Below are 15,960 nucleotides of genomic sequence, written 5' to 3' on the forward strand. Positions count from 1 at the left end.
AGGGCGCGAAAACATCAAAGTGACCGAGGTAGCGCCTCATTAGAGTCCGTATATAAGTACGCAATCACATCAGCTTAATGTAAAAAAGGCTTGTGCAATCGGAGGAGTCCATATAAGCGGGTTTACCTCGCAACAATCCAAACACAACTAAACCTTAAGCGCGATACAAAGTCGCGAGTACGCCATCTTGTAGCAGCGGGTTAACCCCGCGACAACCCAAAAGTAACTCAAGCTAAAGCGAGATATAAAATCGCAACTACGCCACCTTGTAGCAGAGGGTAACCCCGCGACCAATCAAATAAACAACACGCGACCACAGACTATTTCAACCATAAAAAAACCGCTACACAGGGTAGCGGCTTTCTTTTGTTAAGTGCGGGTCAAATCACGCTTAACGATACTCTTTAAAACGATTTATAGCTCATCTTCTGCGATTAAGCCTGCATCTTCACCATCTTCTGGTTGTACAGTGGCTTGCAGTAATAGCATCTCGCGTAGTTTGCCTTCGATTTCATCTGCGATCTCAGGGTTATCTTTTAAGAACTTAATTGAGTTAGCTTTACCTTGGCCGACTTTATTACCATTATAGCTGTACCAAGCACCTGACTTTTCAACAAGTTTATGCTTAACACCTAAATCAATTAGCTCGCCATGTTTAGAGATACCTTCACCGTACATAATGATGAATTCAGCCTGTTTAAATGGCGGCGCAACTTTATTCTTAACGATTTTCACGCGGGTTTCATTACCAACGACTTCGTCACCTTCTTTCACTGAACCGATGCGACGAATATCTAAACGTACTGAAGCGTAAAACTTAAGTGCGTTACCACCCGTAGTTGTTTCTGGGTTACCAAACATAACACCAATTTTCATACGGATTTGGTTGATGAAAATACACAGTGTATTTGAGCGTTTAATATTACCCGTTAACTTACGAAGTGCTTGCGACATTAAGCGAGCTTGTAGGCCCATGTGTGAATCACCCATGTCGCCTTCAATTTCAGCTTTTGGTGTCAATGCAGCAACCGAGTCAACAATCACTACATCTACAGCACTTGAACGTACTAACATGTCACAAATTTCTAATGCTTGTTCACCCGTGTCTGGTTGAGAAACAAGTAACTCATCAATGTTTACACCTAGTTTTTGTGCGTATACAGGATCAAGTGCATGCTCGGCATCAACGAACGCACATGTTTTACCTTGCTTTTGAGCTTGAGCGATAACTTGTAAAGTAAGCGTTGTTTTACCTGATGATTCAGGACCATATACTTCAACGATACGGCCTGTCGGTAAACCACCTATACCTAACGCGATATCAATACCAAGTGAACCTGTCGAGATAGCTTCAATATCAAGGGCTTTATTATCACCCAGTTTCATAATTGAACCTTTACCAAATTGACGTTCAATTTGTGATAAAGCAGCGTCCAACGCTTTTTGTTTGTTATCGTTCATTCTGTTCTCCAAATCCGGCTAATGCAGACAGTATACTGTATGAAATCACAGTATCAAGCTAATTTTCTGATTTTATCAATTCAATTACTTTTTCTATAGCATAAACAATAGCTTGCTCTCTAACATTTGCTCTATTCCCAGAAAAAACCTGCTTGTTCGAATAGTTTTTCCCTGCAAAATGAATACAAAACCACACTAACCCCACGGGCTTATCCAGTGTTGCACCTCCAGGGCCTGCAATGCCAGAAACCGCAACCGCGATATCAGCTTTTGCTGCTTTTGCAGCTCCCGGTGCCATTTCAAGGACCGTTTGTTCACTTACGGCACCGTAGGTGTTTAATGTTTGCTCGTTAACACCAAGTAGTTCATGCTTTGCCTGATTGCTGTAGGTAACAAAAGCACGGTCAATATAATTAGAACTTCCAGGCGTATCTGTAAGCGCATAACTCACCCCTCCACCCGTACATGATTCAGCGGTAGTGATCCATAAGCGTTTATCCGTTAAAATAGCTCCTAATTTCGCAGCAAGTGTTTTAATCTCTTGATGTAATTCCATATTCAGCCTTTGGGTAAGTACATGTCGTTTGATCTTTATGCACCGCACACTATAAAACAACAAACCCCTATGATGCAGCAGTATCTTAAAATAAAAGCAGAGCATCGAGATATTTTGTTGTTTTATCGAATGGGTGACTTTTATGAACTGTTTTTTGATGATGCCAAACGTGCCGCACAATTACTTGATATTTCTCAAACTCACCGCGGCAAAGCCGGTGGTGATCCAATCCCAATGGCCGGTGTCCCTTATCACGCTGTAGAAAACTACCTAGCCCGCTTAGTGCAAATGGGCGAATCCGTTGCTATTTGTGAACAAATAGGCGACCCTGCGACAAGTAAAGGCCCTGTAGAGCGCAAAGTTGTGCGTATTGTTACGCCAGGCACAATTTCTGATGAAGCCTTACTGCAAGAACGTCAAGACAACTTATTGACGAGTGTGTGGCAAAGCAACAAAGGGGTTTACGGAATAGCTTACCTTGATATCAATTCAGGGCGCTTTAATATTCTTGAAGTCAATACTGATGAAGCATTTAGCTCAACATTACAACGTTTAGCGCCTGCTGAGCTGCTTTATAGTGAAACGTTTGCAAATGTACACCTAATTGAGCATATAAAAGGCGCGCGTCGACGCCCTGAGTGGGAATTTGATTTAGATACTGCCCAGCACTTACTGTGCGACCAATTTGGCACTAAGGATTTAGTGGGATTTGGAGTCGATAAAGCTCATAACGCACTCATTGCTGCTGGGTGTTTAATGCAATATGTTAAGGATACTCAGCGCATTGCCCTGCCCCATATTCGTGCCATCACTCTTGAACAAAATGAACATGCAGTGATCCTCGACGCTGCAACTCGTAAAAATTTAGAGCTCACGGTGAATCTTTCTGGTGGCTACGAAAACACCCTCGCGCAAGTGCTTGATAGAACAGCAACAGCCATGGGTTCTCGCTTACTAAAACGCCGTATTCACACTCCAGTGCGCAGCAAAACTGAGCTTAACTCTCGTCTCAATGCGATAAGTGCGATTATTGATGCGCAACTATGCGGTGAGCTACAAGAGTCATTAAAGCAAATTGGTGATATTGAACGTGTTATTGCTCGCTTAGCACTTTGCACCGCAAGACCCCGTGATTTAACGCGCTTGCGCAGCGCTTTGCAAGCTTTGGCACCACTGCACGAACTACTAATGGATGCCAACAATCCACGTATTAGTCAGATCATCGCAAACTCGCAACAATTACCTGAACTTCAGGATTTACTAGAACGTGCTGTTATAGAAACTCCGCCTGTACTTATTCGTGATGGTGGCGTTATTGCCCCTGGTTATAATAGTGAACTTGATGAATGGCGTGCACTGAGCCAAGGTGCGACTGATATTCTTGAAAAACTTGAAGAGCGTGAACGTGAACGCACAGGTATTAGTACGCTTAAAATTGGCTATAACAAAGTACATGGTTTTTTTATTGAAGTTAGCCGTGCCAATTCACATTTAGTGCCTGCGGATTATATTCGTCGCCAAACGCTTAAAAACAATGAACGTTACATCATTCCAGAGCTAAAGGAGCACGAAGATAAAGTACTGGGTAGCCAATCAAAAGCATTAGCCCTTGAAAAGCAACTTTACGAGCAGTTATTTGAATTTATTGCCCCGCATATCGAGCAGCTACAAACCATGGCTGCTGTGTTAGCTGATTTAGATGTATTAAATAACTTAGCAGAACGTGCACAAGCACTTAATTACGCTAAACCAACACTTTGCGATAACGACAATATTAGCATTAAGCAAGGCCGCCACCCTGTTGTTGAGCAGGTCATGAAAGACCCGTTTATTGCCAACCCAGTAGAGCTCAATAATGACCGTAAAATGCTAATCATTACGGGTCCAAATATGGGTGGTAAATCAACTTATATGCGCCAAACCGCGCTTATCGTACTAATGGCACATATAGGCTCTTACGTACCGGCAGATAGCGCCGAAATCGGTAACATTGACCGTATATTCACACGTATTGGCGCAAGTGATGATCTGGCATCTGGGCGCTCGACCTTTATGGTTGAGATGACAGAAACAGCCACAATTTTGAATAATGCTACCGCACAATCGTTGGTGCTGATGGATGAAATTGGTCGTGGTACGTCAACCTATGATGGCTTGTCACTCGCTTATGCTACTGCAGACTATTTAGCCTCAAAGATTGCAGCTAAAACCCTATTTGCAACTCATTACTTTGAATTAACAGAACTTGCTGAACAGCAACAAGGACTGGTTAATGTGCATTTAGATGCCATTGAGCACAACGACACCATTGCCTTTATGCACACAGTACTTGAAGGGGCTGCAAGTAAGAGCTTTGGCTTGCAAGTTGCTGCACTTGCCGGTGTGCCAAAAGCGGTGATTCAACAGGCAAAACAAAAGCTAAAAATGCTCGAAAATCACCAGCCGGTCACAGCTCCTGTGCAGCAACAGCAAGCACTGGCTTTTGATAATGAGCCATCAGAGCTTGAATTAACTTTACAGCAGCTTGATCCTGACAGCCTCACACCAAGGCAAGCACATCAGCTGTTATATCAGTTAAAAGATTTACTTTAATTACACAATAAAAAAGCTGACGTTACGTCAGCTTTTTTGTGTGTTCTGAACCCGTAGGTTCTATACCCTTTATCAGGTATGCATTGTTGTCAAATTAAGTGAATTGGTCGAACAGGCTATCAGTGCTTAAACCTTCGTGTTGCAAAATATCTTTTAAGCGACGTAATGCTTCTACTTGAATTTGTCTTACACGCTCACGTGTTAAGCCAATTTCACGACCAACATCTTCAAGCGTTGATGGCTCGTAGCCAAGTAAACCAAAGCGGCGTGCTAATACTTCGCGTTGTTTTGGGTTTAATTCACCAAGCCAATCAACTATATGCTTATTGATATCATTATTTTGTACTTCGCCCTCAGGGCCTGAGCCTTTTTCGTCAGCAATAATATCGAGTAAGGCTTTATCATTCTCGCCACCAATTGGTGTATCAACTGAGGTGATTTTCTCGTTTAGACGCAGCATTTTTGTTACGTCTTCAACAGGTTTATCTAAACACTCTGCAATTTCTTCTGCTGTTGGTTCGTGGTCTAGCTTTTGCGTTAATTCTCGTGCGGTTCTTAAATAAACGTTTAGCTCTTTAACAACATGAATTGGTAAGCGAATAGTACGGGTTTGATTCATGATGGCACGTTCAATAGTTTGACGAATCCACCAGGTTGCGTAAGTTGAAAAACGGAAACCACGTTCTGGATCAAATTTTTCAACGGCTCGGATAAGACCAAGATTACCTTCTTCAATTAGATCAAGTAATGCAAGGCCACGATTGTTATAGCGACGAGCAATTTTCACCACTAAACGTAAATTACTTTCGATCATTCGTTTACGAGAGGCTTCACAACCTTTCAACGCCTTACGAGCAAAGTATACTTCTTCTTCTGCACTGAGCAGAGGAGAGAAACCAATTTCACCGAGATATAGTTGCGTTGCATCTAAATTCTTGGCGACTTCATCCTTTGCAAAAATATCTTCTTCGTTATCCACTTCCTCTAGTAAATCAGAAGATTCTTCTTCGACTACTGTATCGTCAAATTTATCGTCAATCGTTTCTGTTGTTTTCTCAAGTTTTGCTGTGTGACCCATAAGCGTCCTCCCGAGCAAATATGTGATTGAGCTAAATCACTTTATCAATACCCGTGGCTAAGGTAGATATTTAGCAGGGTTGACTGCTTTTCCTCGATAACGAATTTCAAATCTCAAAGCCGTTACTGAAGAGTCGGAACTGCCAATTTCTGCTATTTTCTGACCCGCCTTTACTTCCTGTTTTTCCTTTACGAGCAACTTGGAGTTGTGCGCGTAGGCACTTAGGTAATCATCATTATGTTTCAAAATAATTAAATTACCGTATCCCCTTAATGCGTTGCCAGCATAAACCACCGTTCCGTGTGCAGCAGCTAAAACAGATGCCCCTTTTTTATTAGCGATTTGTAAACCTTTATAACCATTTTCTTTAGTAGAAAAACGGCGAGTGACCTTACCTTGAGCGGGCCAACTCCATATTACTTTCGTACTAGATTTACTACTTCTTACACTAACTTTTTTGTTGGCTTGTTTTTGAACATACTCTCGTTGTTTTGGCTGATCAAGCTCTTTTTTTAATTTTTTGTTATTTTTTTGTTTCGAAACAGTAGACTTTTTACTCCATTTCGTATATTTTTTCGTCTTTTTTGGTTTTTCCGCTGCTTTTTTGAGCAAAATACGTTGTCCAGGGTAAATTGTATAAGGTGCTGGAATACGGTTTATTTTTGCCAAAGAACGGAAATCTTTCTGAGCGCTAAACGCAATTGAGTACAACGTATCGCCTTTTTGTACTCGATAACTTGAGCCCGTGATAATCACTTTACGGGTAGTGGGATTAACTTGATTATCTAAACTACTGACCGGCGCGGGCGCATTGCGAGAGGAGCAACCAAAGAGCAAAATACTAAGAAACAAAGCAACATAGACTGTTAAATGCTTTCTCACCGTAAAATGCTCCTTGAAATGCTAATTAAAGGTTTTAAGTGCTATCGCAATAAAAAGTATGCAACCACAACTAAAATAACTAAACCCCAGCCAAGTGCTTCAACATATTGACGTAATTTTTGCTCCATTTTAACCCCACCCCACTTCATTAAAGCGGAAACCAAGAAGAATCGTGCACCACGACCAATGGCTGAGGCAATTAAAAAGGGCAAAAAGGCCATCTGCATTAGACCTGCTCCGATCGTAAATACCTTATAGGGGATAGGCGAAAATCCAGCGATAAATACAACCCAAACACCATAGGTATCAAACCAACTAAGTGCTAAGTCGAACTTTGCTTGCCAGCCCATTTGAGCAATAAAAGGCTCTACAACAGGCTCAAATAGCCAATAACCTAAAAGATAACCTAAAACACCACCAATGACAGATGCAATGGTAGTAAAGCTTGCAAAACGCCATGCTTTGCTTGGTTGTGCAAGCGACATTGGCGCCAGCATGACATCGGGCGGCACCGGAAAGAAAACAGATTCGGCAAAGCTCATCCCTGCTAAATAGCGCTCTGCGTGGCGGTGCTTCGCCCACACAAGTGCCATATCATATAACTTAGTAAATAACTTCAAAGTATGACGTCCTATTCAATGTCACCAGGTACCAAAGGTACAAATCGTACTGGTGCAACTACATGTTCACTAAATGTATCGCCGTTTCTGACAACCATCATTAATTGTTGGTCTTGCTCGCCCACAGGGGCAATCATGACTCCGCCATCAGCTAACTGTGCTAATAACCCTTTTGGCATTGTTGCAGCCGCAGCTGTCACAATGATGCCTGAAAATGGTGCTTGAGACTGCCAACCTTGCCAGCCGTCACCATGTTTCATTGTTACATTATATAAATCGAGTTTGTGTAAACGCCGTTTTGCTTGCCATTGCAGTGCTTTAATTCGCTCAACAGAACAAACTTTGCTAAATGTTTTGGCAAGTATCGCTGTTTGATAACCAGAGCCCGTTCCTATTTCAAGCACTTTGTCTTTAACGCCAGCCAAACGTAACAGCTCGGTCATCCGTGCAACAATATACGGTTGTGAGATAGTCTGCCCTTGGCCAATGGGTAATGCGGTATTCTGATACGCTTTGTGCTGCAATACATCATCAACAAATAAGTGTCTGGGTGTTGTTGCTATTGCTTCAAGTACGATAGAGTCCTCTACCCCTTCTCGCTTTAATAATTCAGCCAACGCTAATGCACTGCGATTATAATTAGTCAGCACTATTAATCTCCATATTTGCCAACCAGCTATCAACAGCTTGCAAGCTTTCTTTCGCTGTCATATCAACGCTTAATGGTGTCACCGATGCATAACCATTGTTGATGGCATAAAAGTCAGTGCCTTCACCTGCATCGCTTTCAGCGCCTAACGTACCATACCAATATATATCACGGCCCCAAGGGTCTTGCTGCTTAGTCATAGTTTCAGCTTTATGGCGAGAACCCAAACGCGTCACCTTCACACCTTTTAATTCTGTTAGAGGAATATCGGGAACGTTCAGATTAATTATTTGATCTTTTGGTAATGGATGAGAAGCCAGCTCTTTAATAATGCTCACGGCAACGGCCGCTGCTGTTTCAAAATGGTTGCCTTCTTTAGAACATAACGAAACAGCAATGGCTGGTAATCCTAAATGTCGTCCTTCAGTTGCTGCTGCTACCGTACCAGAATAAAGCGTATCATCACCTAAATTAGCACCATGATTAATACCAGCTACAACTAAGTCAGGCAGCTCGTCAGTGAGCTCATTTACACCTAAATGAACACAATCTGTCGGTGTGCCATTAATCGAAATAAACCCATTGTCTAATGTAGTCGCTCGTAATGGATTCATTAATGTGAGTGAATTACTTGCGCCACTGCAATTGCGATCAGGCGCAACTAAGGTTACCTCTGCGATTTGAATCAAAGCTTGGTGCAAAACTGCAATCCCTTTAGCATTGACCCCATCATCATTACTTAATAAGATTTTCATTTACGCATCCTTTTGTTTTTGTTCTCTGGGGCTTGCATCTTGATAGTCCACCAGCTCCCGTAACAGAGCGGTTGCAAAACAGCCTTTAGGTAAACCAAAGCTGAGCTTCAATGTGCTCTCATCTATGGTTTCTACTGCTAATGAATCGGGTATTAAGCGTAACATTCTACGCTCATTCTTTAGACCTAATTCAGCAAGCCCATCAATCCACGACTGATAAGGTGTAAGCCATTTTTTTTCAGTCTCGGTCAGGCCTTTTTCACCTTTACCTACCATAGGCGCCGACATGACAATATCACCAGATGCTAAGCGTGCAATATTGTCATCGCTTATGTTGTCTTCAAAAAAAGCATTACTGCCGCTAAGCATAAACACTTCGCGATGCATTGTTTTAGCAAGGCCATGCTCAGCAACACGCATACTCACTATTTCGTTAAACACATAAGAACGCGCAGCTGAAATCACTAAGCCACGCAGTTTTTTATCGCGGATACGCTCTCCGGCAAACATGCGCTTTGCCATTTCAAGGTTGTGACCACCATGCCCAAAGCGCTGCTCACCAAAATAATTAGGTACGCCTGCGCGCACAGCATTGATACGACACAAAATATCCAGCGGCTCAGTCACATTACGTAACGTAATAGTAAAGCGATTGCCTTTATGACAGCCGGTTCTGAGCTTACGGTTATGGCGCTGTTGCGATATTACAAAAAACTGCTCGTTATTCAGATCACTAAATTCTATGTGCTTTTTAATTGGCACTGGCACGCTAAACCACTGGGTACAAACACCATGGCGATCTTTTAGACCCGCATAGCTTACATCGCGCGGTGATACACCTGCTTTTTCGGCAATGCGTTTAGCAATAAACTGAGTATTTTCGCCTTTTTTTACAACCTGTAAGCAAACATGTTCACCAGAACCTGTAAACTCAATACCCAAGTCTTCATCAACCATAAAATCTTCAGCAAACGTTTTAAAGTCAGCCTTAGAAAGAGGTTTACCATACAGGTAGTTTAACTCGCTCATGAATTGTGTTTACTCATAATAACGACTGCGTGGCTTGAGATGCCCTCTTTGCGTCCTTCAAAACCTAACTTTTCGGTGGTTGTCGCTTTCACATTAACCTGCGAAATGTCAGCCTCTAAATCTGCTGCTAAGTTTTCACGCATTGCTTGTATATGTGGCAGCATTTTTGGCGCTTGTGCAACAATCGTGACATCGGCATTGCCAAGTACGTACCCTTGCTGTTTAGCAAGCCCAACCACATGGCGTAATAAAATACGACTGTCGATGTTTTCGTATTCACTGGCTGTATCAGGAAAGTGCTTACCAATGTCACCCATAGCCAAAGAACCTAATATCGCATCACACAATGCATGAATAGCCACATCACCGTCTGAATGTGCTAAGAACCCTTGTGGGTAATCAATTTTTTCACCACAAATAACCAGCGGGCCTTCGCCGCCAAATTTATGAACATCAAAGCCATGGCCAATTCGAATCATGGGGTACTCTCATTTTGTTGTTTATTTAGTAGGAACTCAGCTAAATCTAAGTCTTCTGGCGTGGTGATCTTAATATTGTCGCTACGACCTGGCACCAATTTAACAGGCTGCTTAGCCCACTCCATTGCAGATGCTTCATCCGTGATGGTTACACCATTTTTAAGCGCATTTGTAAGGGCATCTGTCAGCGCTTGATAAGGGAAGAACTGGGGGGTAAGTGCCTGCCATAAATCATCACGCGGCACTGTTTGCTTACAATGCGTCTCACCACGCTTTATGGTGTCTTTTACTTTAGAGGCTAAAATACCGCCTTCATTCGTAGCAACACAGTCTGCAATTAAGCGCTCTATATCAGTCAAACATACCAGCGGCCTTGCAGCATCATGCACCAAAACCCAATCAGGAGGATTATCAGCAAGTGATAACAAGGCATTCAACACTGAGTCAGCGCGCTCTTTCCCCCCTGTTACTCGCTCTATACGGTTATCAATGTGCGGTAAATCAGCAAAATAGCCGTCACCATCGCTGATTGCGACTTTAATAGTGTGAAGGAGGTTAAGTTCAGCAAGCTTGCTAAGGGTATGTTCTAAAATCGTTTTGCCAGCAAGTTCAATATATTGCTTAGGCGTGGAATGTTGCATGCGGCTACCAACCCCTGCGGCAGGGACTATAGCGGTAATTATTTGCTTATCTTTCATTATTTTGTTGTCTAGGTAACACTCGAATAAATGTTTCACCTGGTTTAATCATTCCTAACTCATTCCTTGCACGTTCTTCAATTCCCTCTTGGCCGAGCTTTAAATCTTTTATATCAGCTTTAAGTACTTTATTTCGCTTCAAAAGCTTGGCATTGGTATCTTGATGAGACGTAACCGCTTGCTTAAGGCGAGTGTAATCCTGTACCCCATTATGTCCAAACCATAAACGGTACTGAATAAATAGCGCCAAACATAACAAGGCGAATTGAAAAACCCGCATTGAACACTCCTTCGCGGTTAAATTAAGTCTTTGGGCGCTTTAGGTTGCGCCAATTTATATTGCTTGCTAATAGCATTTCTCTTAAAGATAAACGCTTAGGTGTTACTCGTTTATTAAAATGCCATTGGTGACCACAGCACGCCGCTATCATTATCGTTTTTGAAGGCTTTAATAATTGAGCGTGCGTGTCTTCCAATGACTCACCCGAATGATTAAACCAGCCAAGCTCATTGCAATGTACCTTATTGTCGCTTACTTGATCTAAGCTGTCTATGCGAACTGTGGTACATTGACCGTCATTAATTAACACGGGAACAATTAACCCGCGCTTAGCGTATTGACTAAAAAAACGCGCTGACTCATTTTTACTATGCACAGGAGGCTGCGTTTTTTGCTTCTCGAGCCAACTACCATTTTGTGAATCAAGTTGTAGAGGCGCATCCCCACTCACAATTCGTATAGCAAGCCGTTCAATATAAAAAGGTAAACTGGCTAATAGTCGTCTTAATCTTGCCGCATCTGGCTCTTCAACTAAACGTGGAATTTCACGCGCATAAAAAGCATTACACAACTGAGCATACAAAGCCCGCTCGGCATCAGTTTGCCAAATTTCGGCTTGTTGTAACGATTTGCTCTTAGAGTTTGAAGTTGACAATGCGCGCTCTTATAAAACAATTGCTTGACTGTTTTATAGCATAGAGCGTTAATTGAGCGCTACTTTACTGCGCCTTTTTTACCCAGTTTGGCATTACCTGACTCTAAAAACTGCACAACAGCATCGCGTTTTTTGCCCATTAACAAACTGCCATCAGCTAAAAACATGAAGTTTTGCCAACAACGTTTAAAGACAGCAAAACTAGTTTCGATGATATTGTCGCGTGCCATACAAAAATACACTGTCGTGTTTGCTTCCCAATCAAGGTGCGCCAAAATAGCCTCGGGGAGTTGCTCTTCGCCGGCTTCCCATGCGTTTTCCCAATTAAGTGTCTCGATAAAGCTCTCTTCTTTGCCACACCAATCTGTTTTATCAAAAAAATCTGGGTGGTCATGCTCGCGGCTGACCATGGTAGTCCAAAGCACAGCAGCGCGTTCACTTGTCATTGGCTTAATTTGCAGTGCATCATCTGCGCTGATAGGCATGTCTTTATGGCGAAAAACCCATGCTTTCTTGTATTCATCTAACGAAATATAATTCATAGTGTTGGCGATTTATTTAGCATTAAAAAGTGCAAAACGTAATTATACAAGAGATCAAAACATGACTACAGCAATAAAACCTCATCCTCTCAAATCAGGTATATATCAACACTACAAAGGCCCAAAATACAAAGTTGAGTATGTTGCCACCCACAGTGAAACCGAAGAACAACTTGTTATTTACCAAGCACTGTATGGTGAGTTTGGTATGTGGGCACGCCCACTTAGTATGTTTTTAGAAACCGTTGAAATCGATGGCAAAACTGTGCCGCGTTTTGCATACCTTTCAGACACAGAATAACTATGGCATCATAACGTTATTAATCACTGCTCAGACCAGATAAGGTGACATCGTGCTTTTTAATTCAACCGATAACTACATTGCAAGTTCTGCTTTAAAACAAGCCGTTAACGCGGCCATATTGCTCGAAAAACCGCTGTTGATAAAAGGCGAGCCAGGCACGGGTAAAACCATGCTGGCCGAGGAGCTTGCAAAAAGCTTAGACACCACCCTCATTCAATGGCACATCAAATCAACCACTAAAGCGCAGCAAGGCCTTTATGAGTATGATGCGGTATCACGTCTACGCGACAGTCAGTTAGGCGATGAGCGAGTGCACGATATCAGCAACTACATTGTTAAAGGAAAACTATGGCAAGCCTTTACCTATGGTGAGCAACATAATAAACGCCCAGTGCTACTGATTGATGAAATCGATAAAGCCGATATCGAATTTCCCAACGACTTGTTATTAGAGCTCGATAAAATGGAGTTTCATGTTTATGAAACCGGTGAGCGCGTTATTGCTAAGCAACGTCCGATTGTGATCATCACGTCGAATAACGAAAAAGAGCTACCAGATGCTTTTTTACGTCGTTGTTTTTTCCACTACATTGATTTTCCAAGTAGTGAAGAAATGGCACAAATTATCGATGTGCATCACCCTCACGTTAAACAAGATTTAGTACGCCAAGCACTCGAAGTATTCTTTAACCTGCGCGATGTGAACGGCATTAAGAAAAAACCATCAACAAGTGAATTACTTGATTGGTTAAAACTGCTGATGGCTGAAGATATTGACGCTAAAACACTGCACGACAAGAGCCAAAAAGGCGGCTTAATGCCGATGTTTGGGGCGTTATTAAAGAACGAGCAAGACATTAGCTTAATCGAAAAACTTGCGTTTATGAGCCGCCGTTAAGATGTTAATTGCGTTTTTCTTTAAGCTTCGCGAATATCGCTTACCAGTTAGTTTGCGAGAACTACTTGATTTAATCAATGCGCTCAAGCAAGGGGTTATTTTTGCCGATGTTGACGCGTTTTATTACTTAGCGCGTACCATCATGGTGAAAGATGAAACCCATTTTGATCGCTTTGATAAAGCCTTTGCTGATTACTTTAGCGGAGTCGCCGACCTTGATCTGCTCGAAAGCTTAAAACAGCAACATGCATTGCCTGACGATTGGCTACGCAAAGAGTTTGAAAAGCACTTAAGCGACGAAGAAAAAGCGCAATTACATGCCATGGGTGGCCTTGACAAACTTATGGAAACCCTCAAGCAACGCCTTGAAGAACAGCAAAAACGCCATGCAGGCGGCAACAAGTGGGTTGGCACAGGTGGCACTTCGCCATTTGGCGCCTATGGTTATAACCCTGAAGGTGTGCGCATTGGTCAAGACGGTAACCGACATCGCCGTGCGGTAAAAGTATGGGATAAACGTAGCTACCGTAACCTCGATAGTGACCGTGAAATCGGCTCGCGCACCATTAAACTTGCCCTTAAAAAGCTGCGTAAATTTGCCCGCACTGGCGCTAGCGATACACTGGATTTAACCGAAACCATCCGCGCAACCGCAAAGCAAGGCGGCATGCTCGATGTAAAAATGGCACCAGAGCGCCACAATGCGGTAAAAGTGTTGATGCTGTTTGATATAGGTGGCTCAATGGATGATTACATTCATACTTGCGAAGAGTTATTTAGCGCCGCCCACAGCGAGTTTAAACACCTTGAATTTTACTATTTTCATAACTGTTTGTATGAGCATGTTTGGCAAGACAACGAACGTCGTCACTCAAACGTAATTGATACCATGACCCTGATTAACAAGTTCACCAGCGATTACAAGGTCATTTTTGTTGGCGATGCCACTATGGGCCCCTATGAAATCGCCTACCCTGGGGGCAGTGTCGAGCATTGGAATGAAGAGCCAGGCAGTGCTTGGCTAAACCGTATCACCAACCATTTTGATAAAGTCGCTTGGCTCAACCCACAACCCGTTGAACACTGGCGTTATTATCAATCAATTGATTTTATAAAGCAGTTAATGGACAACCGCATGTACCCACTCACGCTAGATGGGATTAGTAATGCAATTAGGGAATTGAGTTAAGGCTGTGAATTTTTGTTTAGCGTTCAACGCTAACCTTATGATAGGCCTTATATCTTATACTCTTGATAATTAAACTTAACTTGAATTCTTAAGAAAAAACTAACTGGTGGTTTAATGTTAATCAAAATGTTTCACAAAAATACTCGTCCTCAATAAATGTATCATCCATATCTCCATCACCGTCTAAATCATATTCGTATAAGACTAAGCCACATGTTTCACCAAAATCGTTTTCATATTCCCCCCAATAAAAATAATCAGCATTTAGATCTCTCTCATAAGCATTCATCCAATCATCAACCTCTTCATACCAATCCGCTAAGTCATCTTCTACTGAGTCGTCATCTTCGTCATCACTATTAAAAAGTCTGCTGTTATATTGGATGTAGGAGATTTGGTTATGCCTTTTTTCATTTTGTGAAAAAGCGGAGTGGTTATTAACCAGTTGTTTTTCAACAAGGTGCATGATGTTATCGAGGTTATTAATTTTAGGATCTAATAACTCAGGAGTGATCAATGCTACTTTAACTATTGTTTTATTTACGTAGTTTTGTATTAGCTTTTTAGGGTCCGAACTGGTTCCTAAAAAAGACTTTTCATGGATTGCTACTTTTGCTAAGTGATAATTAGTACCATCAAAGTACACATATGAATCTTTTTCACGGCTTAAACGCAACCTTATTTTTAAAGAAATCACAGCCGCCTTTTGCTCATCAGTTTTAGCGCGTGATAAAACATAAAAGTACCTATCACTATCTGCTAACCCTGATTCCGATATGTTATCTATTTGGGATATCGCTTCTACAGCAGGGCTAACTCGCCAATAGCTATTACCCAGTAAATGCACCCCTTTTCCCGTTCCTTCTTTAATTACAATTCCACTTTGTGAATTGACAGTATTCATCGTTTTTACTGTTACGTTCGGATCATATTGCATTGGCTCGTTAAACAATTGTGCCATCCACTTAGGTGCATGATAAGTTGAAGAGGTTCGCTCAAGCTCCTCGCTTGCTGAAGATACAAAAGATATTGATAGACATAGAATAAATAAAATTTTTGAAGAAATAGACATAACAATTTTCCCTTTGACAAGATTGAGTAGAACCCAGACATTAGCTTCATTTACTTTAAATAAAAACGATCTGAATATCTTTTTTATATCTATTTTATGTACTTTTGTACCTTTTAACAGGCCTAAACACAAAGCTTCCAAACAACTTATTAGAACTGGATAATTAATTTGCAACGGCCATCATGACTTTATAAAACAGTTTATACACAACGCCATATATG

At 41.9% G+C, this 15,960-nt stretch carries 18 protein-coding genes; 4 read left to right on the forward strand and 14 right to left on the reverse strand.

Annotation, left to right across the window (positions count from 1 at the left end; translation table 11 throughout):
- Nucleotides 1–414: 414 nt before the first annotated feature.
- Together recA and L3V38_RS15115 are read right to left on the reverse strand one after the other, a co-directional pair.
- The gene (recA, locus tag L3V38_RS15110; protein WP_130149545.1) at nt 415–1,461 is read right to left on the reverse strand and encodes a recombinase RecA; all 1,047 of its coding nucleotides are present in this window, start codon (nt 1,459–1,461) and stop codon (nt 415–417) included.
- Between the two features lie 58 nt (nt 1,462–1,519).
- Nucleotides 1,520–2,017 (reverse strand): CinA family protein, encoded by a 498-nt coding sequence (locus tag L3V38_RS15115; RefSeq protein WP_237119901.1) that lies wholly within the window; start codon nt 2,015–2,017, stop codon nt 1,520–1,522.
- 21 nt (nt 2,018–2,038) lie between these two features.
- Here L3V38_RS15115 and mutS point away from each other — a divergent pair, with 21 nt between their 5' ends.
- A complete protein-coding gene (mutS, locus tag L3V38_RS15120; protein ID WP_130149543.1) occupies nt 2,039–4,609 on the forward strand; it encodes a DNA mismatch repair protein MutS in 2,571 nt (856 codons plus the stop codon).
- A 94-nt stretch (nt 4,610–4,703) separates the two neighbouring features.
- Here mutS and rpoS read toward each other — a convergent pair whose 3' ends face one another.
- Genes rpoS through L3V38_RS15175 form a run of 11 tightly spaced genes read right to left on the reverse strand, consistent with a single transcriptional unit; the run spans nt 4,704 to nt 12,276 of the window.
- Nucleotides 4,704–5,687: an RNA polymerase sigma factor RpoS gene (gene rpoS, locus L3V38_RS15125; protein ID WP_062568801.1), complete on the reverse strand. Its 984-nt coding sequence runs from the start codon at nt 5,685–5,687 to the stop codon at nt 4,704–4,706.
- Between the two features lie 57 nt (nt 5,688–5,744).
- On the reverse strand, nt 5,745–6,569 hold the full coding sequence (locus L3V38_RS15130; protein ID WP_237119902.1) for a peptidoglycan DD-metalloendopeptidase family protein: 825 nt from the start codon (nt 6,567–6,569) through the stop codon (nt 5,745–5,747).
- Between the two features lie 41 nt (nt 6,570–6,610).
- The gene (locus tag L3V38_RS15135) at nt 6,611–7,189 is read right to left on the reverse strand and encodes a YqaA family protein (protein WP_237119903.1); all 579 of its coding nucleotides are present in this window, start codon (nt 7,187–7,189) and stop codon (nt 6,611–6,613) included.
- 11 nt (nt 7,190–7,200) lie between these two features.
- On the reverse strand, nt 7,201–7,839 hold the full coding sequence (locus L3V38_RS15140) for a protein-L-isoaspartate(D-aspartate) O-methyltransferase (RefSeq protein ID WP_062568831.1): 639 nt from the start codon (nt 7,837–7,839) through the stop codon (nt 7,201–7,203).
- On the reverse strand, nt 7,829–8,593 hold the full coding sequence (gene surE, locus L3V38_RS15145) for a 5'/3'-nucleotidase SurE (RefSeq protein ID WP_130149540.1): 765 nt from the start codon (nt 8,591–8,593) through the stop codon (nt 7,829–7,831). Before surE ends, L3V38_RS15140 begins: the two co-directional genes overlap by 11 nt.
- On the reverse strand, nt 8,594–9,622 hold the full coding sequence (locus tag L3V38_RS15150; protein WP_237119904.1) for a tRNA pseudouridine(13) synthase TruD: 1,029 nt from the start codon (nt 9,620–9,622) through the stop codon (nt 8,594–8,596).
- Nucleotides 9,619–10,101, reverse strand: coding sequence for a 2-C-methyl-D-erythritol 2,4-cyclodiphosphate synthase (gene ispF / locus L3V38_RS15155; RefSeq protein ID WP_062568796.1), 483 nt, complete (start codon nt 10,099–10,101; stop codon nt 9,619–9,621). The genes L3V38_RS15150 and ispF overlap by 4 nt, the downstream gene beginning before the upstream one ends.
- On the reverse strand, nt 10,098–10,799 hold the full coding sequence (gene ispD / locus L3V38_RS15160) for a 2-C-methyl-D-erythritol 4-phosphate cytidylyltransferase (protein ID WP_237119905.1): 702 nt from the start codon (nt 10,797–10,799) through the stop codon (nt 10,098–10,100). The genes ispF and ispD overlap by 4 nt, the downstream gene beginning before the upstream one ends.
- Nucleotides 10,789–11,079 (reverse strand): cell division protein FtsB, encoded by a 291-nt coding sequence (ftsB, locus tag L3V38_RS15165; RefSeq protein WP_237119906.1) that lies wholly within the window; start codon nt 11,077–11,079, stop codon nt 10,789–10,791. Before ftsB ends, ispD begins: the two co-directional genes overlap by 11 nt.
- A 22-nt stretch (nt 11,080–11,101) precedes the next feature.
- Nucleotides 11,102–11,734, reverse strand: coding sequence for a hypothetical protein (locus tag L3V38_RS15170; RefSeq protein ID WP_237119907.1), 633 nt, complete (start codon nt 11,732–11,734; stop codon nt 11,102–11,104).
- Nucleotides 11,735–11,793: 59 nt separating this feature from the next.
- Nucleotides 11,794–12,276 carry a DUF2947 domain-containing protein gene (locus L3V38_RS15175; RefSeq protein WP_237119908.1) on the reverse strand — a complete coding sequence of 161 codons (483 nt, stop codon included), beginning with the start codon at nt 12,274–12,276 and terminating at the stop codon, nt 11,794–11,796.
- 61 nt (nt 12,277–12,337) lie between these two features.
- Between L3V38_RS15175 and L3V38_RS15180 the strand changes: the two genes are divergently transcribed.
- The 3 genes from L3V38_RS15180 to L3V38_RS15190 are packed head-to-tail and all read left to right on the forward strand — an operon-like array spanning nt 12,338 to nt 14,667.
- The gene (locus tag L3V38_RS15180; protein ID WP_130149534.1) at nt 12,338–12,577 is read left to right on the forward strand and encodes a DUF1653 domain-containing protein; all 240 of its coding nucleotides are present in this window, start codon (nt 12,338–12,340) and stop codon (nt 12,575–12,577) included.
- Between the two features lie 52 nt (nt 12,578–12,629).
- Nucleotides 12,630–13,478, forward strand: coding sequence for a MoxR family ATPase (locus tag L3V38_RS15185; RefSeq protein WP_237119909.1), 849 nt, complete (start codon nt 12,630–12,632; stop codon nt 13,476–13,478).
- 1 nt (nt 13,479) lies between these two features.
- On the forward strand, nt 13,480–14,667 hold the full coding sequence (locus L3V38_RS15190; RefSeq protein ID WP_237119910.1) for a VWA domain-containing protein: 1,188 nt from the start codon (nt 13,480–13,482) through the stop codon (nt 14,665–14,667).
- A 121-nt stretch (nt 14,668–14,788) separates the two neighbouring features.
- Here L3V38_RS15190 and L3V38_RS15195 read toward each other — a convergent pair whose 3' ends face one another.
- Nucleotides 14,789–15,739 (reverse strand): hypothetical protein, encoded by a 951-nt coding sequence (locus L3V38_RS15195; RefSeq protein WP_237119911.1) that lies wholly within the window; start codon nt 15,737–15,739, stop codon nt 14,789–14,791.
- Nucleotides 15,740–15,960 lie beyond the last annotated feature (221 nt).

Origin of the sequence: Pseudoalteromonas sp. L1, assembly GCF_021728095.1 — a bacterium.
GTDB lineage: Bacteria > Pseudomonadota > Gammaproteobacteria > Enterobacterales > Alteromonadaceae > Pseudoalteromonas.